18 protein-coding genes and 1 tRNA gene are annotated in these 25585 nt (G+C 71.2%); 9 read left to right on the top strand and 10 right to left on the bottom strand.

Annotated features, from left to right (window positions below):
- Nucleotides 1-3 precede the first annotated feature (3 nt).
- From eboE to F603_RS0115065, 3 genes are read left to right on the top strand one after another with little or no spacing between them, the layout of a single operon-like run.
- Nucleotides 4-1182, top strand: coding sequence for a metabolite traffic protein EboE (gene eboE, locus F603_RS0115075; RefSeq protein WP_019546842.1), 1179 nt, complete (start codon nucleotides 4-6; stop codon nucleotides 1180-1182).
- A complete protein-coding gene (locus tag F603_RS0115070; protein WP_019546841.1) occupies nucleotides 1179-2591 on the top strand; it encodes an alkaline phosphatase family protein in 1413 nt (470 codons plus the stop codon). Before eboE ends, F603_RS0115070 begins: the two co-directional genes overlap by 4 nt.
- A complete protein-coding gene (locus F603_RS0115065; protein WP_019546840.1) occupies nucleotides 2588-3679 on the top strand; it encodes a sugar phosphate isomerase/epimerase family protein in 1092 nt (363 codons plus the stop codon). The genes F603_RS0115070 and F603_RS0115065 overlap by 4 nt, the downstream gene beginning before the upstream one ends.
- A 93-nt stretch (nucleotides 3680-3772) precedes the next feature.
- Here F603_RS0115065 and F603_RS0115060 read toward each other — a convergent pair whose 3' ends face one another.
- On the bottom strand, nucleotides 3773-5116 hold the full coding sequence (locus F603_RS0115060) for a DUF2254 domain-containing protein (protein WP_037955932.1): 1344 nt from the start codon (nucleotides 5114-5116) through the stop codon (nucleotides 3773-3775).
- Nucleotides 5117-5227: 111 nt separating this feature from the next.
- Between F603_RS0115060 and F603_RS0115055 the strand changes: the two genes are divergently transcribed.
- Nucleotides 5228-5313 (top strand) — tRNA-Leu (locus F603_RS0115055).
- Nucleotides 5314-5615: 302 nt separating this feature from the next.
- Here F603_RS0115055 and F603_RS0115050 read toward each other — a convergent pair.
- The 3 genes from F603_RS0115050 to F603_RS0115035 form a co-directional block, all read right to left on the bottom strand.
- Entirely contained in the window at nucleotides 5616-5828 is a 213-nt protein-coding gene (locus F603_RS0115050) for a DUF397 domain-containing protein (RefSeq protein WP_019546838.1), read from the bottom strand.
- A gap of 1336 nt (nucleotides 5829-7164) precedes the next feature.
- On the bottom strand, nucleotides 7165-8721 hold the full coding sequence (locus F603_RS32220; RefSeq protein WP_019546836.1) for a tyrosinase family protein: 1557 nt from the start codon (nucleotides 8719-8721) through the stop codon (nucleotides 7165-7167).
- A gap of 345 nt (nucleotides 8722-9066) precedes the next feature.
- Complete coding sequence (locus F603_RS0115035) at nucleotides 9067-10251, bottom strand: alcohol dehydrogenase catalytic domain-containing protein (protein WP_019546835.1); 1185 nt, start codon at nucleotides 10249-10251, stop codon at nucleotides 9067-9069.
- A gap of 370 nt (nucleotides 10252-10621) precedes the next feature.
- Here F603_RS0115035 and F603_RS0115030 point away from each other — a divergent pair, with 370 nt between their 5' ends.
- From F603_RS0115030 to F603_RS0115015, 4 genes are read left to right on the top strand one after another with little or no spacing between them, the layout of a single operon-like run.
- On the top strand, nucleotides 10622-11938 hold the full coding sequence (locus tag F603_RS0115030; RefSeq protein WP_019546834.1) for an MFS transporter: 1317 nt from the start codon (nucleotides 10622-10624) through the stop codon (nucleotides 11936-11938).
- Nucleotides 11939-11985: 47 nt separating this feature from the next.
- The gene (gene rhaI / locus F603_RS0115025) at nucleotides 11986-13158 is read left to right on the top strand and encodes an L-rhamnose isomerase (protein WP_019546833.1); all 1173 of its coding nucleotides are present in this window, start codon (nucleotides 11986-11988) and stop codon (nucleotides 13156-13158) included.
- 47 nt (nucleotides 13159-13205) lie between these two features.
- Nucleotides 13206-15248: a bifunctional rhamnulose-1-phosphate aldolase/short-chain dehydrogenase gene (locus F603_RS0115020; RefSeq protein WP_019546832.1), complete on the top strand. Its 2043-nt coding sequence runs from the start codon at nucleotides 13206-13208 to the stop codon at nucleotides 15246-15248.
- Between the two features lie 45 nt (nucleotides 15249-15293).
- Entirely contained in the window at nucleotides 15294-16835 is a 1542-nt protein-coding gene (locus F603_RS0115015; protein ID WP_019546831.1) for a rhamnulokinase, read from the top strand.
- Here the strand turns inward: F603_RS0115015 and F603_RS0115010 are convergent.
- From F603_RS0115010 to F603_RS0114995, 4 genes are all read right to left on the bottom strand, one after another.
- Nucleotides 16808-18313 carry an MFS transporter gene (locus F603_RS0115010; RefSeq protein ID WP_019546830.1) on the bottom strand — a complete coding sequence of 502 codons (1506 nt, stop codon included), beginning with the start codon at nucleotides 18311-18313 and terminating at the stop codon, nucleotides 16808-16810. The genes F603_RS0115015 and F603_RS0115010 overlap by 28 nt on opposite strands.
- A 173-nt stretch (nucleotides 18314-18486) precedes the next feature.
- Nucleotides 18487-20112: an L-lactate permease gene (locus F603_RS0115005; RefSeq protein ID WP_019546829.1), complete on the bottom strand. Its 1626-nt coding sequence runs from the start codon at nucleotides 20110-20112 to the stop codon at nucleotides 18487-18489.
- Nucleotides 20113-20267: 155 nt separating this feature from the next.
- Nucleotides 20268-21950, bottom strand: a complete 1683-nt coding sequence (locus tag F603_RS0115000; protein WP_245600779.1) for a BCCT family transporter — start codon at nucleotides 21948-21950, stop codon at nucleotides 20268-20270.
- Between the two features lie 365 nt (nucleotides 21951-22315).
- The gene (locus tag F603_RS0114995; protein WP_019546827.1) at nucleotides 22316-23512 is read right to left on the bottom strand and encodes a cytochrome P450; all 1197 of its coding nucleotides are present in this window, start codon (nucleotides 23510-23512) and stop codon (nucleotides 22316-22318) included.
- 157 nt (nucleotides 23513-23669) lie between these two features.
- On the opposite strand from F603_RS0114995, the gene aac(6') reads away from it, so the two are divergent.
- Nucleotides 23670-24143, top strand: a complete 474-nt coding sequence (aac(6'), locus tag F603_RS0114990; protein WP_106431315.1) for an aminoglycoside 6'-N-acetyltransferase — start codon at nucleotides 23670-23672, stop codon at nucleotides 24141-24143.
- Nucleotides 24144-24156: 13 nt separating this feature from the next.
- Here the strand turns inward: aac(6') and F603_RS0114985 are convergent, their stop codons facing one another.
- Nucleotides 24157-24348, bottom strand: a complete 192-nt coding sequence (locus tag F603_RS0114985; RefSeq protein ID WP_016907998.1) for a DUF397 domain-containing protein — start codon at nucleotides 24346-24348, stop codon at nucleotides 24157-24159.
- A gap of 175 nt (nucleotides 24349-24523) precedes the next feature.
- Complete coding sequence (locus F603_RS0114980) at nucleotides 24524-25576, bottom strand: zinc-dependent alcohol dehydrogenase (protein WP_019546825.1); 1053 nt, start codon at nucleotides 25574-25576, stop codon at nucleotides 24524-24526.
- Nucleotides 25577-25585 lie beyond the last annotated feature (9 nt).

The following is a 25585-nucleotide window of genomic DNA, read 5'->3' as shown; positions in this document are numbered from 1 at the left end:
GGCATGCGATTCCGCCACCCCGACGGCTCGACCGTCCACGTCTCCTACTGCACCAACGTCCACGCCGCCGAGGACTTCGAGGGCGTCCTGCGCCAACTCGTCGACTACGCCGAGCCGGTGCGCCGCCGCCTCCACAGGGACCGGCTCGGCATCGGACTGTGGCTCGCACGCAGCGCCGCCCGCACGCTCAGCGAGGACCCGGGAACCGTCCGCACCCTCAGGACGGCGCTGGAGTCTGCGGGACTCGAGGTCGTCACGCTCAACGGCTTCCCCTACCAGGGGTTCGGCGACGACCGCGTCAAGTACCGCGTCTACCGGCCGGATTGGACCGAACGCGCACGCCTCGACCACACCACGGACCTCGCCCGCCTCCTCAGCTCGCTGCTGCCCGAGGACGTCACCGAGGGCACCATCTCGACTCTCCCGCTCGCCTGGCGCACCGAGTTCGGCCCCGAGGCGCGCACCGCGGCCCTCGCCAACCTGGGCACCCTCGCTCAACGCCTCGACGCATTGGAAGAGTTGACCGGACGCGCCATCCGCGTCGGACTCGAACCCGAACCGGGGTGCACGGTCGAAACGACGGCCGACGCCGTCGACGCGCTCACGGGGTCCGAGGCGCCCCCGCACCACCGAGTCGGCGTCTGCCTCGACACCTGCCACCTCGCCGCCGGGTTCGAGGACCCGGACGCCTCACTCGACGCGCTCGACGAGGCCGGGATACCGCTCGTCAAGTGCCAGCTCTCGGCGGCACTCCACGCCGAGCACCCGGCCCTGCCCGGAGTGCGGGCCGCACTCGCCGACTTCGCCGAACCGCGCTTCCTCCACCAGACCCGCGCCCTCACCCCCGCAGGGCTGCGCTACCGGGACGACCTGGGCGAGGCGCTCGCGCCAGGCGCCCTGCCCACCGCAGGCCCCTGGCGCTCGCACTTCCACGTCCCGCTCCACGCGCCGCTCGCGCCGCCGCTCACCGCGACCCTCGGCGAACTGCGGCGCACACTCGCCCGGTTGGTCGGCGGCCCCCGGCCGCTCACCCACCACCTGGAAGTGGAGACCTACACCTGGCAGGCACTCCCCGCCGCGCTGCGCCCGCAGAACAGGGCCCAACTCGCCGACGGCATCGCAGCGGAGCTCGGCGTCGCCCGCGAACTCCTCACCGAACTCGGCCTGAAGGAGCTGCCGTGACTTCCACCCGCACCCCGCACCCGCTTCTCGTGCTCGACGTCGTCGGCCTCACCCCCGCGCTGCTGCGGCACATGCCGCGGCTGCGCGCACTCGGCGACTCCGGGAGCCGCACCCCGCTCCGCACGGTCCTGCCCGCCGTCACCTGCGCCGCCCAGTCGACGTTCCTCACCGGCGAACTCCCCTCCCAGCACGGGATCGTGGGCAACGGCTGGTACTTCCGCGAGCTCGGCGACGTCCTCCTGTGGCGGCAGCACAACCGGCTCGTCTCCGGCGAGAAGCTCTGGGACGCCGCCCGCGAGCGCCACCCCGGGTACACCGTGGCCAACGTCTGCTGGTGGTACGCGATGGGCGCCGACACCGACTGGACGGTCACCCCCCGCCCCGTCTACTACGCCGACGGCCGCAAGGAGCCCGACTGCTACACCCGCCCGCCCGAGCTCCACGACGAACTCACCGCGGAACTGGGCACGTTCCCCCTCTTCCACTTCTGGGGCCCGGGCGCCGACCTCGTCTCCTCCCGGTGGATCATCGACGCCACCCGCCATCTCCTGCGCACCAAGCGCCCCGACCTCGCCCTCGCCTACGTCCCGCACCTCGACTACGACCTCCAGCGGTACGGCCCCGACGACCCCCGCTCCCACCGCGCCGCCACCGAACTCGACGCCGAACTGGGCCCGTTGCTCGACCAGGCGGCCGAGGAGGACCGCACCGTCGTCGTCCTCTCCGAGTACGGCATCACACGCGTACGCCGGCACGTCCACCTCAACCGCACCCTGCGCCGCGCCGGGCTGCTCGAGGTCCACACCCAGGACGGGATGGAGTACCTCGACCCCTGGACCTCCCGCGCCTTCGCCGTCGCCGACCACCAGATCGCGCACGTCTACGTACGCGACCCCGCCGACCTCCCGCTCGTCCGCGAGACCCTCGCCGACCACCCCGGCGTCGACCAACTCCTCGACGAGAGCGGAAAGAAGGCGCACGGGCTCGACCATCCGCGCGCGGGCGAACTCGTCGCCGTGGCCGCACCCGACGCCTGGTTCACCTACTACTACTGGCTCGACGACGCCCGTGCCCCGGACTTCGCGCGCCTCGTGGAGATCCACAAGAAGCCCGGCTACGACCCCGTCGAACTCTTTATGGACCCACTCGATCCCTATGTGAAGCTCCGCGCCGCCGCTGCCGTCGCGCGGAAGAAGGCCGGCATGCGCTACCTGATGAACGTCGTGCCGCTCGATGCCTCACCGATCCGCGGCAGCCACGGCCGCCTCCCCTCGCGCACCGAGGAGGGCCCCGTACTGCTCTGCTCCCGTCCCGACGCCGTGCCCGCGAGCGGCGCGCCCGAGGACCCGTTCCCTGCCACCGAAGTGAAGCGGCTGCTTCTCCAACTCGCCCTGGGAGACTCTCGATGACCCGCAGAACCCGCAACGAGAACCCCGCCCTCGACCACCGCCTGCGCCGCCGCAACTTCCTCGGCGTCGCGGTCGGCGCCGCCGCCGCTGCCGCGCTCGCGGGGAACGGCGCCGCCCAGGCGGCCCCCGCCGGGCGCGGCCACCGTCCGAAGGGGCCGCTCGTCCCGGAGGGACGGCTCGGCATCCAGCTCTACACGCTGCGCGACCAGATCGAGGAAACCGGCTTCGGCCCCGTCTTCGAGGCCCTGGCCGAATACGGCTACGACACCGTCGAGTTCGCCGGCTACACGCACGGCACCGGCGAGATCACCCTGCCGGAGCTGAAGGCGCTCACCGAGGCGAACGGCCTGCGCGGGATCGGCAGCCACGTCGGCTACTACTCCGACGACCCCGACGGCTACACCTTCGCGGGGCAGCTCGACCAAGTCATGGAGGACGCTGCCGAGTTGGGCCTCCCGTACATCGGCACCGCCTCGGGCCCCGACCGGTACGGAAACACGGTGGAGGGCTGGAAGCGCGTCGCCGAGGAGTTCAACACCTACGGCGCAGCCGCCCGCGATCTCGGGATGAAGTTCTACCAGCACAACCACCAAATGGAATTCGCCTTCGCGGAGGACGACCCGGAGACCCGCCTCTACGACGTCCTCCTCGCCGAGACCGACCCCGAACTCGTCTACCTGGAGATGGACATCTTCTGGGCGTACTGCGGCCAGTACCGCTTCAGCACCCGCCCCGACGGCACCCCCGCTCCCTTCGAGCCGCTCGACTACGTCCTCGCCCAGCCCGACCGCTACCCGCTCTTCCACGTCAAGGACGGTGAGCACGACGGGGATTCGGCCGACGGATACCAGATGGTCGACGTCGGCGACGGCGTCATCGACTACGTCTCCTTCCTCCGCGCCGCCGTCGAGGACGGCGCCGAGTCGGGCCACGAGTACCTCGTGGAACGCGACGACGCCGGCGACCCCGAGCTGAACCCGCCCGGTTCGCTCCACTCGGCCGAGCAGTCGGCGGCGTACCTCCTCAAGGACCACCGCCCCGGGCGCCCCGGACGCCCGGGCCACGGGCACGGCCACGGGCACGGCTGATCCCCCGACGCCCCTGCCCGGCACGGCCGTTCGCGAGGGGGCGGGCGTGCCGGGCGGGGGTTCGCGCGCGGCGGTGTGGGGCCCGGGAACGCCTCACCCGATCCCCTGCCGGTCCGCGGTGAGCGCGAAGTCCCGTTCGCCCTCGTCCGCCACCGTCCGCGCCACCGCCTGCTCCAGCAGCTCCAGTTCACGGCGGAGCACGCCCTGCCGGTCGTGCGCCGCCAGCCGGAGCAGGTCCTCCAGCGCCGCCCTGAGCCGCCGGGTCACCTGGCTGTGGCCCGCGCCTGCCGGGCGGATCTCGGAGAAGGCGAGCTGCACGAGGCCGCGCCAGCCCGGCAGGTCCTGCGCGAGCCGCACGGCACCGGCGCGGTCGCGGTGGAGCAGGATGCCGAGCGGGTGGTCGACCGCTGCCGTGAGGAACTCCTGAATGCGGTCGATCGCCTGCACGGCCGTCGTCGGATCGTTGACGGCGGGGGAGAGCGCCTTCAAGGCGATGTCGACGAGCTGCCGCAGCCCGAACCCCATGTCCTCGTGGAACGTCCGCTCCGCCCCCGTGTTGAGCGTCCGCAGCACCGCGCGTTCGTCCAGGGCCGACCTCGGCTTCCCGTGCACGGCGAACACGGGGGCGCCGGGCACCAGGTAGTCGCCGATCCGCGGCAGCAGGTGCACGACGACCTGCTGCCGCTGCGCGATCCGACACAACCGCGCCACGTGCACGTCACGCAGGACCCCCGCGCGCCCGCGGTACGCCAGCGTCCCGGAGACGGGCGCCGTCCGGTCGAAGACGGCGGGCTCCGACCGCAGCGCGAGGATCTTCGCCGCGTCCCGCGAGATCTTCTCGATCACCCGGCTCACCCGCAGCAGCGACACCGTCGTGCTCACGTACGCCACGAACAGCATCAGGCTCACCAACACCAGTGCCACGGCCACCGCACTGGTGACGAACGGCACCTCGCGGGCCGTCGCCGGGTCCCGCGATCCGCCCCCGTTGAGGAACTGTGCCCACAGCGCGAAGACGAACGTGGCGAGGAACGCGGAGAACGTCGCCTTGGCCGTCCGGTCCCGCACGTAGAGCCGGACCACCCGCTGCGACCACTGCGCCGAGACGATCTGCACCGCGACGAGCGAGATCGAAAACACGACCCCGACGAGCGACAGCATCCCCGAGGCGATCGTCCCCACGACCGCCTCGGCGTTCGCCGTCCAGTCGATGAGGCTCCTGATCCCCGCCAGGTCCCGCTGCTCCCGCAACCGCGCGAGCACCGCGTCGTCGACGATCCCGCACACCCCCGCGAGCACCGCGGCCCCCACCAGCCCCACGGCGGGAGCGAACCAGAAGGTGTCCCGCAGATGCTCCCGCAACGACGACAACGGACGGGGTCGGCGGAGCGCAATCTGCGCGGTCGCACGATTTACAGAACGGGACGAATCGGTCATCCATCGACGATACGGCGAAAATCCCTGGTGAAGAGCACTCCCAGAGCTTGGTATGGTTTTCCATGTCGCCGCGGGGAGCCCACCGGCTCGACCGCAAGGTGCGACGCCCAAGTCCGGGTGGCGGAAATGGCAGACGCGCTAGCTTGAGGTGCTAGTGCCCTTTACAGGGCGTGGGGGTTCAAGTCCCCCCTCGGACACCGGCTGAGACCCCACTTCGCGTGGGGTTTTCTGCTCTTTTGGGCAGTGGCGTGACCGACCACGTGACCAACGGCCCAGCGAATCGCCTGGTCGGAACCACCGACAGGCCCCGGCGGCGGAGGTGCCGGAACGATTCCAGCGTCCGCAGCGCGGAGTTGAGCATCGGACGGTAGCCAGAGCAGGGGCGCTCAGTGGGCCGCGCCACCACTTCCCAGCACGCCATGCAGCGCTTCACCCCGGCATGCTCCGGGTCGCTCTCCACGCTGCCGCCGCACCGGGGGCACTCCTGCATGACGACTCCCTACGCCGGGACGTCGAACTCCCCCAATTTGGCGCCGCTCAGGAAGCCGGTCCACTCGTCGGCGGTGAACTCGGCCGTCCGGCCGGTAATGGTATGGCGTACCGCCACTTTGCCGGACACGTTCGTCGCGACCTCCACGCACCGGGAGTCGTTGTTGTTGTACCGGCAGGCGCTGGACGTGCGGAACTCGAACTCGGAAACCGCCGTCATCATGCGTGGCCCTTCTCCGTGAGTGCGAGGAAGCGGTCCCCGGCGCCGAACTTGCCCCAGCCGCTCGACCTGTCCAGGGTTTCCGTACCGGGCGGCTTCCGCCGCCCCTGCCGGAGTCTCGAACGGACACGGGGGAGCCCGTTTCGATACGTCCGGCAAGGACGGAGAACGTGGGTCACCGTCTGACCGGCTCCAATGTGCCGACCGAGCAGATGGGGCACGGAACCTTGGAAGTGCGGTTGCACGTCTCGCATCCCGCGAACCCAGAGCAATCAGAGCACCGAATGGAGCGGTGCCCGGCGCATAGCCCGCAGCAGGTCGCCGGGGCCGGTTGTGCTGTGGCCACCGGCACAGGCGGGGACCATTTCCTACCCGGCGGCTTGGCGCTTGGTCGAATGACCGTCTGCGGGCTTACGGCTTGCCCCCACGCTCCGCTCGTTGGCTCCCGCCACCTCCGAGCGGAGAGCATCGCCAACCGCGCCAGGGCGAGCCTGGTAGTCCGGGCATCTTGGGCTGCCGCATTCGCACTTGGGCCACTCCAACCCGTCGACGGGAGTGACGTCGGCCCCCTCTGATCCGTGGCTGCGCTTGCGGGCCACGAGCACGCCGCCGCTTCCCAGAGCGCTGGAGAGACGGGAGAGGAACTGCCGGGCCTCACTGCTGCCCATCCGGTCGGTCGGACCGATGTCGCGCGCCTCGGTATCGCCCACTGTTGCCGCCCTCCCGATCGGATTTCGCGTCGATGTGGCGACCGTGGGAAGTGGGCTGCGGCAGGGCTCTAGCCGAATCCGGTTGAGTCGCCTACTTGCCAGATACGGGAGCCGGTCTCGCGGGGTTGGTAATGCGGACGTTGAGGCCGATGTTCTCCCGACTGGCGTTCCGAAGAGTTGGCGAACTCATACGAGTTCATGTTGTGTTCGAGTACGGCGAGGCAGAGGTGGCCGTCGTCGAGGTGGAGCGCGCGTCCGCGGCCTGAGCTGGTTGCCGGACTTCAAGGACGTAGGTGACCCGGACGCACGGGTGTTGGTGGTATCCCGTACTGACTATGACCTGTTCATCAAGAGAGTCCAGTCAGGGCAGCGGGAGGACCTGTTCCCCTGACCGACAGCGGATCAGGGGCGAAGCGGAGAGTTCGAGGCCCCTCGCACACCGGTGAGGCCCCTACGGCCATGCGCAGGTCGTGGGGGCCTCGGTGTGTGGCCGGGCGTGACGTCGGTCAGCCAGGGCCGCCCACGCCGCCACAGCAGCAACTCCGCCGGCTTCGGCAGCAGTTCGGGGCCGCCCGCACCGCGGTGCATCTGGGGCAGTCGTCCCGATGCACCGCGGTGTTGTGTCCCGTTCAGGGAACGACCAGTTCGATCTCCGACACCCTGGCATCCGCACCTGGCGCAACACCTCCGTGCACCGGGACCACACGTACCGCCGGTGTGCGGGTACCGTCCCAAGTTCCCGCGGCGAGGACATCGCTCAGTACCTTCGTCACGTCGAAGCTGAGGGTGTGCCCGTTGTCGTCGTGGGCGCCCAGCCGTTGTCCGACGGCGCCGAAGAAGACCAGGTTGGCGACGTAGGCGCTGCTGTCCGCGCCGGTGTCGCCGCGTTCGTCGCCGAGGAAGAACCGGAAGGTCTCGCAGACCGGCTCGTCCGCCCGTACGCCGTGCAGGACGAGCAAGACGTTTCCGTCTCCCTGGAGCGCGTCCCGGAGCTGGTTGTTGCTGCGGTCGTTCTCCGGGTTCAACGCGATGACGGTCTGCTGCCGCGACAGGCGGGTCTCCGTGCCGGCCGATGCGGCGGCATCGGCGGTCGACGGCTGCCGCCCCAGGTAGTCGGCCGCCGGTGGGCGACCCGACCCCGTGCCCTCCGTCAGCGAGTCGTAGGCGTACGCGTGCTGCGGGAAGTCGAAGACCGGGCCCTTGAGCACGCGGCTCTCGTTGTTCTCGTCGCGGAACACGAAGGGCAGGTCAGGGGCGTCCGGGTTGTTCTTGTGGCGGGGCCACGCCTTCGGCCACTGCCAGTCCGTCGGCAGGGTGTGGCCGTCGCGGGAGAGCCAGGCGCACCACATCCGGTCGATGTTGCAGTGGTGCATCCAGAACACCGGGTCCTGGGCCGCGGTGGGCACCTGGCCCATCAGGCCGCCGACCGCGTCGTGGACGACCCCGTGCGGGTACTCCTCCAGCCAGACGGAGAACCCGGGCGGCGACTCCAGCGTGTCGGTCTCCCGGAAGAAGCACTGCTGGCTCATGGCGCCGTCCGGGGAGACGGTTTCCTCGGACATCGCTTGGTCCTTGTCGATGCACCGGCCCCGGGGGTCGCCGAACGGCCGGTAGAGCGGATTGCGCTCGCGCCGGCCCCCGAGACCAGGCGGCAGGTACTCCTCCCGGAACGCGAGCGGGACCTTTCGGAACTCCTCCGCCGGTGGGCCGCCCGGCCGTTCGGTGTAGGCGTAATTCCAGTACGGAAGGGCCCAGTTGCGTTGGTCGTACCGCCCGAACTCGGTGACGATGACGTCACGGACGATCCGCTCGAAGTAGTAGACGTACCAGCGGTGCCAGGGCAGGAAGTACTTGTTGCCGTGGGGGCACTGGCGCCACTCCGGCGGCTCGGTCCCGTCCGCGGGGAGTGGGCTGCCGTGCGTGTACGCCTGGAACAGCCATGAGTTCCACCGGTCGGCCGGCTGCTCCATCATCCAGCCGACGGCCTTGGCGAACCAGTAGAGGGCCGGGTCCCACTCGCCCGTGAGCGGGTCGACAAGGGTGGCGAGGTCCCGTCGTACGTACCGGCTGCCGGCCTGCTGCTGCGGCAGACCCGTGGCCGCGGCGGCCGGCCGGCTGGTCAGGCCGATCCCCAAGGCAGCGGAAGAGGCACCCGCGGCCAGGATCGAACGCCTGGAAACCGTCATGCGTTTTCACCTTTCTTGTGGTGGTTTGCACCGACAGAAAGGCAGTATCCGGCCCTTGATCATCGGGCGGCGGCAGACGTCACGGAGTGGCGGATGTGCAGCAGAGTGTTCTCTCGACGGGTTCGGGCAGTGGGCTACCCGGCGCCGAGCGCTCCCCGCTGTTCGCGTGCCGGCAACAGCGCCGCACGCGGGGACGGGAAGACCCTCGCCTTCGGGTCCGACTCGCCCTGGGGCATGCGTACTTGGCGGTGGGCGGCCACCGGTTCCGGCCGATGTGGACGTACCGCCGCCCGAGCATGCCGCGGGTCTCGGTCCTGGCTGCGACCGTACTCGGCCGCCCGACGCTCACGGCTTCAGCAGCGTCTTCACCATCCCGTCCTCCTTGCGCTGAAAGGTGCGGTACACCTCGGGTGCGTCCTCCAGCGGGAGGCTGTGGGTGGCGAAGCCCTCCACGCCGAGCGGGTCGTCGTCGCCGAGCAGGGGCAGCAGGTCGTCGAGCCAGTGGCGGACGTTGGCCTGGCCCATGCGGAGCTGTATCTGCTTGTCGAAGATTTTCAGCATGGGCAGCGGGTCCGTCGCGCCGCCGTAGACGCCGCTCAGCGACACCGTGCCGCCGCGTCGGACGCAGTCGAGGGCTGCTTCGAGCGCGGCCAGGCGGTCGACTCCGCTCCGCTCCATGAGCTTCCGCGCCGCGCCCTCCGGCAGCAGGCCGATGGCCTGCTGCCCGGCTTGCGCTACGGGTGCGCCGTGCGCCTCCATGCCGACCGCGTCGATCACCGCGTCGGTGCCGCGGCCGTCCGTCGCCTCGCGGACGGCGTCGCCGAGCTTCTTCCCGTGCTCGCGCAGATCCATTACGTGCACGCCGCGCCGCCTCGCCCGCTCCAGCCGCTCCGGCACGATGTCGACGCCGATCACCTGCGAGGCGCCGCGATGGAGGGCGATCCGGCACGCCATGTCGCCTATCGGGCCGAGGCCGAGGACGGTGACGGTGCCGCCTTCGGGGACGGCCGCGTACGCCACGGCCTGCCATGCGGTCGGCAGCACGTCGGAGAGGTAGACGAACCGCTCGTCGGGCGGGCCGTCCGGAACCTTGATCGGCAGGTGGTTGCCGAACGGGACGCGCAGGAACTCCGCCTGACCGCCCGGGACTTGGCCGTACAGCTTGCTGTAGCCGAAGAGCGCGGCTCCGGTGCCGTGCTCGTGTACCTGGGTCGTCTCGCACTGGGAGTGGAGGCCCTGGCTGCACATCCAGCAGGTGCCGCACGAGACGTTGAAGGGCACCACGACGCGGTCGCCGACGGAGAGCTCCGTGACGCCGGGGCCGACCTCCTCGACGATCCCCATCGGTTCGTGGCCGAGGACGTCCCCGGCGTCCATGTAGGGACCGAGCACCTCGTAGAGGTGGAGGTCCGAGCCGCAGACCCCGCTGGAGGTGACCCGCACGATGACGTCGTCCGGCTCCTGGATGCGCGGGTCGGGGACCGTGTCCACGCGGATGTCGCGTTTCCCCTGCCAGGTCACAGCACGCATACCGCCTCCCAGAGTCGCCCGGTCGGCGGCCGGGTGCCCCGGACCGCGGCTGTGAAACGCGGTCCCAGGGACGTGGCGAGGCGTGAACTCGCAGCGTGACCGGATGCGCGCGGCGGGTGTGATCGGATGGGGCGACGCAACTGTAGCCGTGTGTACGTGAGTTGGCGCCTGGCCATCATCCGGCCCGACGAAAAGGAGAGTTGGCCCGTCCTCTTGACCTGCCTCCTCCCCGCCGTCATCTTTTATACGTTTCAACGCTCCACCGGCGAAGTCCTCAACGCCCGTTCTCTGCCTGCCCGTTCGTCCCCCTGTCCGACCGAACCGCGCCCCGGCGAGCGCCGTACCCGAACCGTCGACGAAGGAGTCCCCGGTGACGTCTCTCGAATCCGCCCCGACCGGAAGACACGGTCCCGAGGGCGGCGGCTCGGTCTCCAAGCAGCAGTGGAAGTGGACGGTCCTCGCCGGGATGGCCTCCTACCTCGACGCGGGCTCGATCGTCGCCCTCGGCTCCGGACTCGCCCTCTTCCAGGACCGGTTGGGGCTCTCCGGCACCGCGGTCGGCGTCCTCGCCGCGATCGGCCCCAACGCCATCGGCGCGGCGATCGGGGCGTTCATCGGCGGCCGGCTCGGCGACAAGCTCGGGCGGAAGCGCATCTACCAGTACGACCTCCTCCTCTACGCCGCCGCCATCCTCCTCATCGCCTTCGCGGCCAACCCGTCGATGCTCTTCGCCGGCACCTTCGTGGTGGGCGTCGCCGTCGGGGCCGACGTGCCGACCTCGCTGGCGCTCGTCGGGGAGCTGTCGCCGTCGAAGGCGCGGGGGAAGCTCCTCGGCCTCACCCAAGTGACCTGGAATCTGGGGCCCGTTGTGGTGCTGCTCCTCGCCTTGGCGATGGCGCCGCTCGGACTCCTCGGCATCCGTATCGTCTTCCTCCATCTCTTCGTCGTGGCGATCGTGACGTATCTGCTGCGCCGCGGCATGACGGAGTCGGCGGTGTGGAAGGCCGCCCGCTCCTCCGGGAGGGCGGCCGGTGCCGGGGTGCGCTACCTGCTGCGCGGGCCGCACCTGCGCGCCCTGGTGTGGACCGGCGGCATCTACCTGACCTGGAACCTCATGGCGGGGACCAATGGGATCTTCACGCCGTACATGGTCAGGACGCTGGGCGCGGGGGACCAGGCGACGAGCGTCGCGCTCCAGTGCGCGAGCTTCACGCTCGCCATCCTCGGAACCGTCGCCGTCTACATGCGCTTCGCCGACTCCGGGCATCGCCACCGCAGGGTGATGTGGGTGATCGGCGCCTCGATGCAGGTCGCCGCGTGGGGGCTCTTCCTCGTGCTGCCGTTCACCGTCCCCGTGATCCTCTGCAACGTGCTGCTCTTCGGAATCGGCCAGACCATGGCCGGCGAGGGCTTCTACAAGACCGTGAGCCAGGAACTCTTCCCCACGATGCTGCGGGGCACGGCGCAGGGGATCACGTTCGGCGTCGCGCGGGTCGTGCTCGGGATCTGGTCGTTCTTCGTGCCGGTGCTCGCGGCGACCGGAGTGACGGCGGTGGCAGCGTTTCTCACCGGGTGTCTCGTCGTGTGCGGGGCGCTCGGGTTCTTCATGCCGAACACCACGGGGAAGACGCTCGACGAGATCGAGGCCGAGCGGGACGTCAACGCATGGGCGAGCAGGACGAGTTGAACCACCGGCCGGACCGACTGCCATGAATCGATTCATAAAGGAGAGGCATGACGGAACCAGAACTCGCGGCGGTGCGGGATACGTTGCGGACGCAGACGATCGAGACCCCGTCGTGGGCGTACGGAAACTCCGGAACGCGCTTCAAGGTCTTCACACAACAGGGCGTCCCCCGCACGCCGTTCGAGAAGGTGGAGGACGCGGCGCAGGTGCACGCGTACACCGGGGCCGCCCCCGTCGTCTCCCTCCACATCCCCTGGGACCGGGTGGCGGACTACGGCGAACTCGCGGCGTACGCACGCAGCCTCGGCGTGCGCATCGGGATGGTCAACGCCAACGTCTTCCAGGACGACGCCTACCGGCTCGGCTCCGTCGCCAACCCCGATCCGGCCGTGCGCCGCCGGGCCGTCGCACATCTCCTGGAGTGCGTCGAGATCACGGCGGCGACGGGCTCGCAGGAGGTGAAGCTGTGGTTCGCCGACGGCACCAACTACCCGGGCCAGGACGACATCGCGGACCGCCAGGGCCGCGTCGCCGAAGCGCTGGAGACGGTCTACGCGCGGCTCGGTGCCGAGCAGCGGCTCATCCTGGAGTACAAGCTCTTCGAGCCGTCCTTCTACACCACCGACATCCCCGACTGGGGCACCGCCTACGCCCACTGCACGCGCCTGGGGCCGAAGGCGCAGGTGTGCGTCGACACCGGACACCACGCACCGGGCACCAACATCGAGTTCATCGTCGCGCTCCTCCTACGGGAGGGGAAACTCGGCGCTTTCGACCTCAACTCCCGCTTCTACGCCGACGACGACCTGATGGCGGGCGCCGCAGACCCGTTCCAACTCTTCCGCCTCATGTACGAGGCCACGCGCAACGGCGGCCTCGACCCGTCGCGCCGGGTGCGTTTCATGCTCGACCAGTGCCACAACATCGAGCCCAAGATCCCGGCCGTGATCCGCTCCGTGATGAACGTCCAGGAGGCGACGGCGAAAGCGCTCCTCGTCGACGCGGACGCGCTCGGCGCAGCCCAGCGCGAGGGCGACGTCCTCGCCGCCAACGCGGCGCTGATGGACGCGTACAACACCGACGTGCGTCCCCTCCTCGCCGACCTCCGACGCGAAGCCGGCCTCGACCCCGACCCGCTGCGCGCCTACCTCGCCTCGGGACATCAGGAACACCTCGCCACCCATCGGACCGGCGGTCGGCAGTCCGGATGGGACGCCTGAACGCCCGTACTCACACCCGCAGTTGAGAGAACCGCAGGAGGACGCCCGTGCCCGAGACACCCCCGGACGTAGCCGCGCTCCTGAAGCGCGCGCACACCCTCGGCTCCGACCCGCGCAACACCAACTACGCCGGCGGCAACGCCTCGGTGAAGACGAGCGGGACCGACCCCGTCACGGGCCGACCGGTGGACCTGCTCTGGGTCAAGGGCTCCGGAGGCGACCTCTCCACCCTGACCAGGGACGGCCTCGCGGTCCTCCGCCTCGACCGGCTGCGCGCGCTCCCCGGCGTCTATCCGGGCCCCGACCGCGAGGACGAGATGGTGCCGGCGCTCGACCACTGCCTTCACGGCAAGGGCGGCGCGGCCCCGTCGATCGACACCGCGATGCACGCCTTCGTCGGCGCCGCACACGTCGACCACCTCCACCCGGATTCGTGCATCGCTCTCGCCTGCGCGGCCGAAGGCGAGGGGCTCACCGCCGAGTGCTTCGGCGACCGGGTGGCGTGGGTTCCCTGGCGGCGTCCCGGATTCCAACTCGGCCTCGACGTCGCCGCGGTGCGGGAGGCGAACCCGCAGGCGGTCGGCGTGGTGCTCGGCGGGCACGGCATCACCGCCTGGGGCGACACCTCCGAGGAGTGCGCACGCAACTCGCTCTGGATGGTCCGCGCCGCCGAGTCGTTCCTCGCCCGGCGGGGACGCCCGCAGCCGTTCGGCTCCGAGTCGGAAGGGTACGGTCCGCTCCCCGCCGCTGAACGCACAGCGCGCGCCCTCGAGTTGGCGCCCGCCATCCGCGGTCTCGCTTCGACGGACGGGCTCCGGGTCGGCCATTTCACCGACGCCGCACCGGTGTTGGAGCTGCTGGCGGGTTCCGAGCACCCGCGTCTCACGGCGCTCGGCACCTCCTGCCCCGACCACTTCCTCCGCACGAAGGTCCGCCCGCTCGTCCTCGACCTGCCCGCCGATGCCCCTCTCGACGAGGCGTTGGCACGCCTGCGTACTCTGCACGCCGCCTACCGCGAGGAGTACGCCGCCTACTACGCGAGACACGCAGCGCCCGACTCGCCCGCGATGCGCGGCGCCGACCCCGCCGTCTTCCTCGTGCCGGGCGTCGGGATGTTCTCCTTCGGCAGGGACAAGCAGACGGCGCGCGTGGCGGGCGAGTTCTACGTCAACGCCGTCCACGCGATGCGCGGCGCGGAGTCCGTCTCCACCTACGCGCCGATCCCCGAGGCGGAGAAGTTCCGCATCGAGTACTGGTCGCTGGAGGAGGAGAAACTTCGCCGGCTCCCTCCCGCGAAGCCGCTCGCCGGACGGGTCGCGCTGGTGACGGGCGCCGCGTCGGGGATCGGGCGGGCCGTTGCGGGGCGGCTCGCCGCGGAGGGGGCCGGCGTCGTCGTCGCGGACCGGGAGCGGGACCAAGCCGAGGCGGTGGCAGGCGAGTTGGGCGGTCCCGACCACGCGGTGTCCTGTCCCGTCGACGTCACGAGCGAGGCGCAGGTCGCGGCGGCCGTCGACGCGACCGTGCGCGCTTTCGGCGGCGTCGATCTCGTCGTCAACAACGCTGGAGTGTCCCTCTCCAGGCCGCTGCTGGAGACCACCGCGCGGGACTGGGACCGCCAGCACGACATCATGGCGCGCGGCTCCTTCCTCGTCTCCCGCGAGTCCGTCCGCGTCATGAAGGACCAGGGGCTCGGCGGGGACCTCGTCTACGTCGCCTCGAAGAACTCGGTGGCGGCCGGCCCCGACAACATCGCGTACTCCGCCGCCAAGGCTGATCAAGCCCACCAAGTCCGCCTGCTCGCGGTCGAGTTGGGGGAACACGGCATCCGCGTCAACGGCGTCAACCCGGACGGTGTGGTGCGCGGCTCCGGGATCTTCGCCGGCGGATGGGGAGCGCAGCGCGCCGCCGTCCACGGCATCGAGGAAGAAGAATTGGGCGAGTTCTACGCCCGACGCACCCTGCTCAAGCGCGAGGTGCTGCCGGAGCACGTCGCCGCCGCCGTCTTCGCGCTCACCGGCGGCGACCTCACGCACACGACCGGGCTGCACATCCCCGTCGACGCCGGAGTCGCGGCTGCCTTCCTCCGGTGAGTCGCTCAACACGCCATGTTCTGTACCGGATTGGAGGAGCCGCCGGTGAAGGAAGCGGCCTCGCGCCAGGACGTCGCCGTGTTCGCCGCCGTCGACCTCGGGGCGACGAGCGGACGCGTGGTCACGGGCACGGTCGGCCCGGGGACACTGCACCTCGCAGAGGTGCACCGCTTCCCCAACGTCCCGGTGCGGCTCCCCGACGGCCTGTACTGGAACCTTCCGGCGCTCTACCTGTCGATGCTCGAAGGGCTGCGCGCCGCCGCGCGCAGAACCCCCGACGTCACGTCGATCGGCGTCGACACCTGGGGCGTCGACTACGCCCTCCTCGGTGCGGACGGCGCCCTCCTCGGGCTGCCCCGCCACCACAGGGAGGCCCGAACCGACGAAGCCGTTCCCGCCGTGCACGCCCTCTGCTCCCCGGCCGAGCTCTACGCCGTCACCGGACTCCAGCACCTCCCCTTCAACACCGTCTACCAACTCCACGCCGTCCGGGACCGGTTGGCGGGCACGGCGGCCGGCACCCTGCTGCTCCTGCCCGACCTGCTGGCCCACTGGCTCACCGGAGCCGTCGGGGCCGAGGAGACCAACGCGTCCACGACGGGCCTCCTCGACGCGCGCACCGGCAGGTGGTCGGAAGAGCTCATCTCCCGCCTGGAGATGCCCCGTTCGCTCTTCCCCGCCCTGCGCTCCCCGGGGCAACGGGTGGGGACGCTCCTGCCCCACGTCGCCGAGGCAACTCAACTCCGCCCGCACACACCGGTGGTGACGGTCGCCTCGCACGACACGGCCTCAGCGGTCGCAGCCGTCCCCGCGGCGGACGGCGTGTGCGGCTACGTCTCCTGCGGTACGTGGTCGCTCGCCGGGCTGGAACTCGACGCACCCGTACTCACCGAGGAGTCCCGCGCGGCCAACTTCACCAACGAGCGCGGCATCGACGGCACCATCCGGTACCTCAGGAACATCACGGGCATGTGGCTGCTGGAGGAGTGCCGCCGCACCTGGGACCGCGAAGACGCCGCCAACCGGACTGCGCACGACGCGAGTTCAAGCCTCGGCGCGCTGCTCGCCGCTGCCGCGGAAGCGGAGCCGTTCGCCGCGCTCGTCGACGCGGACGCGCCCGACCTCCTGCCGCCGGGCGACATGCCGTCCCGGCTCCGGAACCTCCTCCGCCGCTCCGGGCAGACGCCGCCGCGCGCCAGGGGCGGGCTCGTCCGCTGCGTCCTGGAGAGCCTTGCGCTGGCCCACCGGCGCACCCTGCGCGAGGCCGCCCGGCTCTCGGGGCGCGCGCCGAGCCGTGTCCACCTCGTGGGCGGAGGCTCCCGCAATACCCTGCTCTGCCAATGGACCGCCGACGCGTCGGGTCTCCCCGTCACGGCGGGCCCCACCGAAGCGACCGCGGTCGGCAACATCCTCGTCCAGGCCCGCGCCGCCGGCCTCGTGGGCGGCCTCGCCGAGATGCGCGCGCTCGTCGCCGCCACCCAGGACGTGCGCCACTATCGTCCGCGCGGCGACCCGAGCCGGTGGGACGAGGCCGAGTCCCGTCTGCACGGGCCTGCGGGTCAGGAATGCACCCGCCGCGAGGTGTAGACGTCCGCGACCGCGACGACGAGTGCGCCGAGCACGAAAGCGAGCGCGGTGAGCAGCCCCGCCTGGAGCGCCCCCGACCAGTCGTGCGTCTCCGCGACGTGTGCAAAGAAGACGGCGCCCACCGAGGCGATCCCCGCAGCCGAGCCGATCCGCTGACCGGTCTGGAGCATCCCGCCCGCCGTGCCGCCGCGCGCGACCGGTACGTCGTGGAGCGTCAGCGTCTGGTTCGGCGAGATGACCAGCCCCGACCCCACACCGGCGGCGAAGAGCGGCGCCGCCAGCACCCAGCCGACGTGCCCCTCCGGCACCCACCGCACCGTCAACAGCGCCCCGCACAGCCCGAAGAAGACGAGCACGAGCCCCATGGCGACGAGCGGCCGCCCCACCCTGGTGACGATCCGCCCGCCGAGCCCCGCGCTCAGCGCCGAGCCGAGCGCGAACGGGGTGAGCGTGAACCCCGCCTGGAGCGCCGCGTAGCCGAGGCCCTGCTGGAGGTAGAGCGTGAAGATGAAGAAGACCGTAGTGAACCCGGCGAAGTACAGCAGCGCCAGCACGGTGCCGAGCGTGTACGAGCGGCGGTTGAAGAGCGAGAGGTCGACGAGCGGTTCCCGCCCCTTGCGTGTGTAGTGCCGCTCCCAGAACGTGAAGACGACGAGCAGGACCACACCACCTGCGGCGAGCAGCCACTTGCCGCTCCCCTTCCACTGCTGCTCCTCCACGAGCGGCAGCAGCACGGCGAGCACCCCGGCGCCGAGGAGCGCGATACCGACGGGGTCGAGCGACGTCCGCCCCCTGCTCACCTTTTCGGCGCACGCCGGCGGGACGAGCCAGAGCGCCAGCAGGAAGGCGCCGACCCCGATGGGCAGGTTGACGAAGAAGACCCACCGCCAGCCTTCGTCGGCACCGAACGCCTGGATGAGGAGTCCCCCGGCGAGCGGCCCGACCGCGGTCGAGACGCCGATCGTCATGCCGAGCAGCCCGAACGCCTTGCCCCGCTCGGCCCCGCGGAAGAGTTGCTGGATCATGCCGGAGATCTGCGGGTTGAGGAGCCCGCCTGCCATGCCCTGGCAGAGCCGCGCAATCACCAGCCACGCCGCGCCCTGCGCCAGCCCGCACGCGGCGGAGGCGACCGTGAAGAGGACCAGCCCGACGAGGAACGCGGTCCGCCGTCCGAAGGCGTCTCCCAGCCGGCCCGCTGGCACGAGCACGAGGCCGAAGGTAAGTGCGTATCCGGAGACGATCCAGGAGAGCGCCGACTCCGAAGCGCCGAGGCCCTTCTCGATCGAAGGAAGCGCGACGTTGACGATCGAGACGTCGAGCAGCGCCATGAATCCCACGGTCAGGCAGACGCTGAGGGCTTTCCAACGCCGCGGATGCGGCTCGTAGTCGGCGGTCACCCGGCCGGTCGCCTCCCCGCTCCGGGCGTCCGCTCCCTCCGTCGGCTCCTCGTCAGGCCGGCCCGACTGCCCCGCGTCCATTCGCCGCTCCTCACCCGCGTCGCCGGTGCGGGCCGCAGGGCCCGCCTCCTGTGCGTACGGCGTGGCCGGGCGGTGCTCGGCCGGCCACGCCGTCGTCTCGCTCGGCGAGTATCCCCGTGCCCCGGGCCTGATGCCGGGATGCGGGGAGTTGCGTCGGGGGTGTGCCTCGTCCGTCAGGGCATCATCCCTCCGATGACGTGTGCCTGAAGGAAGACCAGCGCGCAGAGCGCAAGGAGGAGGACGAGGCTCCAGCCGATCGCCTTACGGAAGAGTTCGGACTCGCGCCCGAGGAGGCCGACGGCCGTGGCGGCGATGGTGAGGTTCTGCGGGCTGATCATCTTGCCGACGACGCCGCCCGAGGTGTTCGCCGCGACGAGCAGCGTCGGGTCGAGCCCCGCCCTGCCCGCTGCCGTCTGCTGGAGCGTGGCGAAGAGCGCGTTGGCGGAGGTGTCGGAGCCGGTGACGGCGGTGCCGAGCCAGCCGAGGATGGGGGAGAGGAACGCGAAGGCCGCGCCCGTGCCCGCGATCCAGGTGCCGATGGTGATCGTCTGCCCGGACAGGTTCATCACGTAGGCGAGCGCCAGCACGGAGGCCACCGTGAGCAGCGCCCACTTCAACGAGGCGACGGTGCGCCCGAATTCGACGACGGCCTCCCTGACCCGTACCCGGTAGACGGCGACGACGAGGATGCCGCAGAGCAGCAGCAGAGAGCCGGGCGAGGAGAGCCAGGGCAGCACGTAGACGGTCGTGGTGGACTGCTCGCCCGTGGCGGTGAGCACCTCGCCGTCGAGCCCGGGCCAGCCGAGGGAGACGTCCGTGCCGGCGAGGAACTCCTCGACGGGGTCGGCGAGTTTGGCGAGCGAGAAGACCGCGATGACGATGAGGTAGGGGACGAACGCCATCGTCATCCGGCCGCCGGCGAGCTGCGCCGCCGGCGCCGTGGCGTTCTCGGGGCCCGCTTCCTCCTCCGGCCCGTCGTCGGGCGCCTCCGGCTGCCAGACGCGCAGGAAGAGGACGACGGCGGCGAGCGCCACCAACGAGGCGATGATGTCGGTGAGTTCGACGGAGATGTAGTTGGCGCTGACGAACTGCGCCACGGCGAAGGCGCCGCCGCACACGAGCGCCACGGGCCAGCTCTGCCTGATGCCGCGCTTGCCGTCGACGAGTGCGACGAGCAGCAGCGGCACGAAGAGCGCGAGGAGGGGAGTCTGCCGGCCGGCGTAGGCGCCGATCTCCTCGTAGGAGATGCCGGTGAGGTTGCCGGCGGTGATGATCGGGGTGGCGATGGCGCCGAAGGCGACGGGCGCGGTGTTCGCCACGAGGACGGTGATGGCGGCGCGTACGGGCGAAAAGCCGAGGGCCATGAGCATGACACCAGTGATGGCGACCGGAGCGCCGAACCCCGCGAGCGCCTCCAGCAGCGCGCCGAAGCAGAAGGCGATGATCAGCGCCTGCACCCTCCGGTCGTCGCTCACCAGCCGGAAGGCCGAGCGCAGGTCCTCGAACCTACCGCTCACCACCGTGAGTTGGTATACCCACAGCGCGGCGACCACGATCCACATGATCGGTACGAGCCCGAAGGCCGCCCCCTCCGTACCGGAGAGCAGCGCCAGTTTCACCGGCATGCCGTACGCGGCGACCGCCACCACGACGGCCACGCCGAGCGCCGCCAGCCCGGCCCAATGCGCCTTCCACCGCAGCCAGCCGAGCAGGACGAAGAGCGTCAACAGCGGCAGCGCCGCGACGAGAGCGGACAGCGCCAGACTGTCCGCGATGGGATCGAGGTCGGGACGGTACACGAGGCCCCCTTGCCCATGGGTGAACCCCGGCGTGATCGCCGCAAGTTGGGGGGCAGTGTGCGGCAGCAGGACAGTCCAGGCCAAGACCGTTGCAGCAGGTGAATACGACCGCCCCGGCGCCGTGCGGCGCCGGGGCGGTCCTCGCAACCCGGGGGCTAGGAGCCGGAGTTGGCCGCGGTCTCGGCCGGGGGCGTCGCCTTGGGCGCGGCGATGCCCTGTTCCTCGGCCATTTCGCGGGCCATCCGCGGCGCCGTCCACAACGTCGGCAGCATGACGAAGGCGACCGGCACGGCCGTGACGACGATGAAGGATTGGAGGGCGGTGATCCCGCCGTCGCCCACGACGATGAGCACCGCGGCTGCTGCGCCCATCAGCAGGGCCCAGAACGCCCGTACGGCGACGCTCGGTTCACCGGACTCGGTACCCGCCGTCGCAATGCTGTACGACATCGAGTCGGTGGTGGTGACGACGAAGGTGAGGGTCAGCAGGAGCACCATGGCGGCGACGGCCGTCGACAGCGGAAGGTTGTCCGCCATGGCGACGACGGCCGCGTCCATACCGACCGCCTCCAGCGGCCCGGAGATCGCTCCGGGGTTCTTCTGCTCGAGGAAGATGCCGGTGCCGCCGAAGACGCTGAACCACACCATCGTCGCGACGGGCGAGAGGAGCGCCGTGCTGCACACGAGGTCGCGGAGCGTGCGGCCGCGCGAGATCCGTGCGACGAAGATCGACATTAGCGGGCCGTAGCCGAGGAACCAGCCGAAGTAGAAGATCGTCCATGTGCCGAGCCAGCCCTGGTCCTCGCGCCCCAGCGCGAGCGGCACGAAGTCCCGTGCGTACTCGCCGAACCCGGCGAGGAAGCCGTCGAGCACGAAACCGACCGAGCCGAGGGCGAGCAGCACCACCATGGTGAGGCCGGCGAGCCAGAGGTTGAACCGGCTGAGGATCTGGATGCCGCGGTGGATGCCGGTGATCACCGACGTGACCGCGACCACCGTGAGCAGCACGATGATGCCGAGCTGCACCGGATAGGAGTTGGGTATCCCGAAGACGTGCGAGAGCCCGTAGGAGACCTGGAGTCCGAGGAAGCCGATCGGCCCGACGGTCCCCGCGACGACCGCGATGATGCAGACGACGTCGACCGCCTTGCCGAGCCGCGAGTGCACGATCCGCTCGCCGACGAGCGGGTAGAGGAGCGTGCGGGGCCGCAGCGGCATGCCCTTCTCGGCCGCGCGCATCAGCACGATGGTGCCGAGCGTGCCCAGCACGGCCCAGGCGAGGAAGCCCCAGTGCGCGAAGCTCTGCGCGAGCGCCGAGTCCCGCGCCGCGTTGGAGCCGGCCTCGACGCCCTCGTAGTACGGCGGCGTCTCGGCGAAGTGCTGCACGGGTTCACCCGCGGCGAAGAACACCCCGCCCCCGGCGAGCAGGGTGCTCATGATCATTGCGATCCACTGGAACCTGCGGTATTCGGGACGCCCGAAACCGCCCAGCCGCACCCGTCCGTACCGTGAGAAGGCCAGTGCCACGGCGACGACGAAGAACGCCAGCAGCAGCACCTGCCACAGCGGCCCGAACCACCGCGCAGCGGCGTCGAAGAGCTTCGTCACCACGGTCCCGGTGCCGCCCGGCGTCACCAGCGCCACCACGACGAAGGCGGCGAGGAGTCCGCCGCTCACCGCCACCACGGGCAGGTCCGTACGGCGCGCGCCGGGGGGCGTGGGTTTTCCGGGAGGCTCCGCGGCCTTCGCGGCGCCTTCGCTTGTCGCCCCTTCTTGCCCGTCCTGGGCGTCCGCTTCCGCGGCGCCACCGGAGGCGGCAGGGGCAGGGGTGCTCGGCATGTTCGTCCTCGGGGAAGGGAGCTTCGGCACAGGCAGTCACGACCGACCGTCCAAGGCACGAGGCGAACGGGACCGAGCGCCAGCGTGCACGCGCAGCGGGGTCCGCGTTCTCCGGCACGTCGTGCGCGTTCAGAGATGTCGAGCGACGGCGTCCGTCCGCAGGGGACTGCCTCCCGCCGTAGCAGGAGAAACCGTCGTGAGCTGTGCGCTTGTCGACAGAGGAGCCTGCCTGGCGGGGGCGGGCCCGGTCAAATTTTGTGACCTGCGTCTCAGCGGTACGCGCACGGTTCCGTGTGCCCCTGCGGGACCGCTACCGAGGAGGACGCGGTCGGCGGGGCGGCCTTTGGTCACTCGCAGTGACGCTCTTACGTCCCTTCCACCTCCACGACCAACCCCCGCAGTTCATAGCTCCCGATCGACGACTTGAAGCCGACGTCCGGGGTGCTGGACATGCGGAGGCCGGGGAGGGCGAAGAGGCGGGTGAGGAAGACGTCCGTCTCCAGGATGGCGATGTCGCGACCCGGGCAGCGGTGGGGGCCGTCGCCGAAGGAGAGCCCCGTGGAGGCAGTGCCGGAGGGGAGCGGGCGTGCGGGGCAGAGGTCGTGGGGGGCGTCGCCGACGGCGCGGGGGTCGGTGTTGGCGCTGTCGAGGCGGATGTCGACGAGGGTGCCTGCGGGGACCGTCACCTCGCCCTCCTCGCCGGGGAGGGCGACGGGCGCCGTGGTGCGGCGGCGCAGCAGGTTGACGACGGGCTCGATACGGAGGATCTCGTGGAGCACCGCGAGGCGCTCGGGCTCGTCGGCCCTGCGGTAGCGGGCGAGCAGTTCCGGGTCGTCGAAGAGGTGCCAGGCCGCGACGTTGACGAACTCGCGGGTGGTGATCATGCCTGCGGCGGCGAAGGTGAGGCACTCGCTGAGGATCTCGACGGTGTTGTACTCCTCGTCGAGGAGGTGCGAGATGAGGTCGTCGCGGCGGTGCTTGCGGCGGGCCCGTACCGCGGGGCGCACGTCGGCGAGGTGGAGGCGCAGCCAGTTCTTGACGAGCCGTCCGGACCAGCGCAGCCCGTGCAGGCTCGTGAACCCCGGGGTGCCGAACTGCTGGGGGAAGAAGGCGTCGAGGCGCTTGCGGATGCCCGGCCTGCTCTCGGTGAGGCCGATCACGGCCGCCGCCACACCGATCGCCAACTCGAAGCTGAGGTCGGAGAGTTCGGCGGTGCGCCGGGTGCGCAGGACGTCGAGCTGCTCCTCCGCGACGCGCTCCATGGTGCCGCGGTACTCCTCGTCGACGCGGCGGGGCGTGAAGAAGCGCGCCGTCTGCCGGCGGTGGTCGCGGTGGCCCTCGCCGTCCTGGTAGAGGACGGGGCGGCGGACGCTGGAGGGGATGATCCGCGCCGTCTCGATACCGAGGCCGGCCTGGAGGGTCCCGCTGCTGCGCAGGAGGGCGCGTGCCGTCTCGTGCCCCCGCACCTCCCACACGCCGTCGGCCCCCTTCCCGACGGGGCATCCGGTGGCGGGCGGCGGGACGGGGCCGGTCTTGCGGGTGCGCGTCCGCTCGACGCTCATGACGTCAACTCCCCTGCGCTGTCCGGTCGGTGGGCGACGCAACGCAGTCTCCCAGGGGGATCACGGCGCGGGTAGGGGCGGACGGCGGCGGCCCGGGTGCTCCGGCGTGCAGGGGGTGATCAACGCGGCGCGGTCGCGTATGTGCAGAATGTGTTGCATGGAACTGCACGGAGAGAAAGTCGTCCTTCGTCCGGTGGAGGACAGCGAGACGGAGACGCTCGACCGCATCGTCAGGGAACCCGAGGTCGCTGCGTGGTGGTCGCCCCCGAACGACTACCGGAACACCTTCGCCGTCTTCCTCGACGACGAGATCATCGGCGCCGTGCAGTTCACCGAGGAGAGCGACCCCGAGTACCGGCACGCCGGGATCGACGTCTTCCTCACCGCCCGCCGCACCGGCGCCGGACTCGGCACCGACACCGTGCGCACCCTCGCCCGCTGGCTCCTCGACGACCGCGGGCACCACCGCCTCACCATCGACCCCGCGGCGGAGAACGCACCGGCGATCGCCAGCTACCGGAAGGTCGGGTTCCAGCCGGTCGGCGTGCTGCGCAGGTACTGGCGCGACCACCAGACGGGCGAGTGGCGCGACGGGCTGCTCATGGACCTGCTCGCCGACGAACTCGCCTGACCCGCCGGCAGGTTCACGCGTCCTTCAGGAAGGCGACCCAGGCCGCCCAGGAACGCCGCGGGACGAGGAGGACAGGCCCCTCGGGCGCCTTGGAGTCGCGCACGGGGACGGGCCCTCGGACGCCGTCGGCGACCTCCAGGCAGTTGCCGCCGTTCTGTCCGCTGCGGCTGCTGCGGCGCCACGACGCGGCGGGGACTTCCTCCATGACGGGCTCCCTCCGGGTCGACGCCCCGGCGCGCGGCGGAACCCGCGCGCCGGGGCCGGTGTGATCGTGGATACAGAAGTACAGGGGCGTAGGCCGTGAGACAAGTGGCAGTCGGAGCTTGCGGGGTGAACGTCGTGCGCAACGTGCCCTGCCGCAGGCCCCGCTGGATGCGCGCTCACCCGCCGGAAGCGCGGACGAGCACTTTCAACTCCCCGCCTCCGCCCGCCGCGTCGAACGCTTCCCCCGCGCGCTCCAGCGGGTGGACGGAGGTCACCAGCCGGTCCACGGGGACGGCGCCGTCCGCGAGGAGCTCCACGGCCCTGCGGACGTCGTCGGCCACGTACATCAGGCACCCGCGCAGCGTCAGCTCCCGGTCCTGGACCAGATCGACGGGGACGGTCTGCGGCCCCGTCGGCACGCCCACGACGAGCACGGTGCCGCCCTTGTCGACCGAGTGCACCGCTTGCGTGAGCGACGCGGAGACGGAGACGCAGTCGAAGGCGGCGTCGGCCGGGCCGCCGAGGAGCTGACGGGCGCGCTCCGGCAGGTCCGGCGCGTCCGCGGGGAGGGCCGCGTCGGCGCCGAACTCCCGTGCTGTCTCGCGCTTTTCCGCCGCGAGGTCGGTGGCGACGACGACCCCCGCCCCCGCCGCCCGTGCCGCGACGACGGTCAGCAGGCCGATCGGCCCCGCACCCAGGACGAGGACCCGCGCCCCGGAGAGGTCGCCTGCGCGGCGCACGGCGTGCACGGGGGTCGCGAGCGGTTCGACGAGCGCCGCCTGGAGGTCCGAGAGCGCCTCGGGCACGCGGTGGAGGCGGTCGGCGGCGACGGTGAAGGCGTCCGCGAGCGCACCGGCCGTCTGGCAGCCGAACACCTTCAGGTGCACGCAGATGTTGTAGCGGCCCGAGCGGCAGTGCCGGCACTCGCCGCACGCCAGGTTGGGTTCGAGGACGACCCTGTCCCCTTCGGCGAGCACGTCGACGCCCTCGCCGAGCGCGGCGACGATCCCGACGGCCTCGTGCCCCGGACGGTAGGGAAGCGCGATGAACGGGTGCTCACCGCGCCGCGCATGGACGTCGCTGCCGCAGATCCCCACCAGCCGCGTGCGGACGAGCACTTCACCGGCGGCGGGCACCGGCATCGGCACCTCTTCGAGGACGACGTCCCCTCCCGCGCTCACTGCCACCTGTCGGACGGGGTCGGGAACGTGTGCGGCGATGGTGCTCATGGGGTGTGC

The sequence above is a fragment of the Streptomyces sulphureus DSM 40104 genome (assembly GCF_000381025.1).
In the GTDB taxonomy this organism is placed as follows: domain Bacteria; phylum Actinomycetota; class Actinomycetes; order Streptomycetales; family Streptomycetaceae; genus Streptomyces; species Streptomyces sulphureus.
This window is presented reverse-complemented; position numbering and strand designations above follow the sequence as displayed.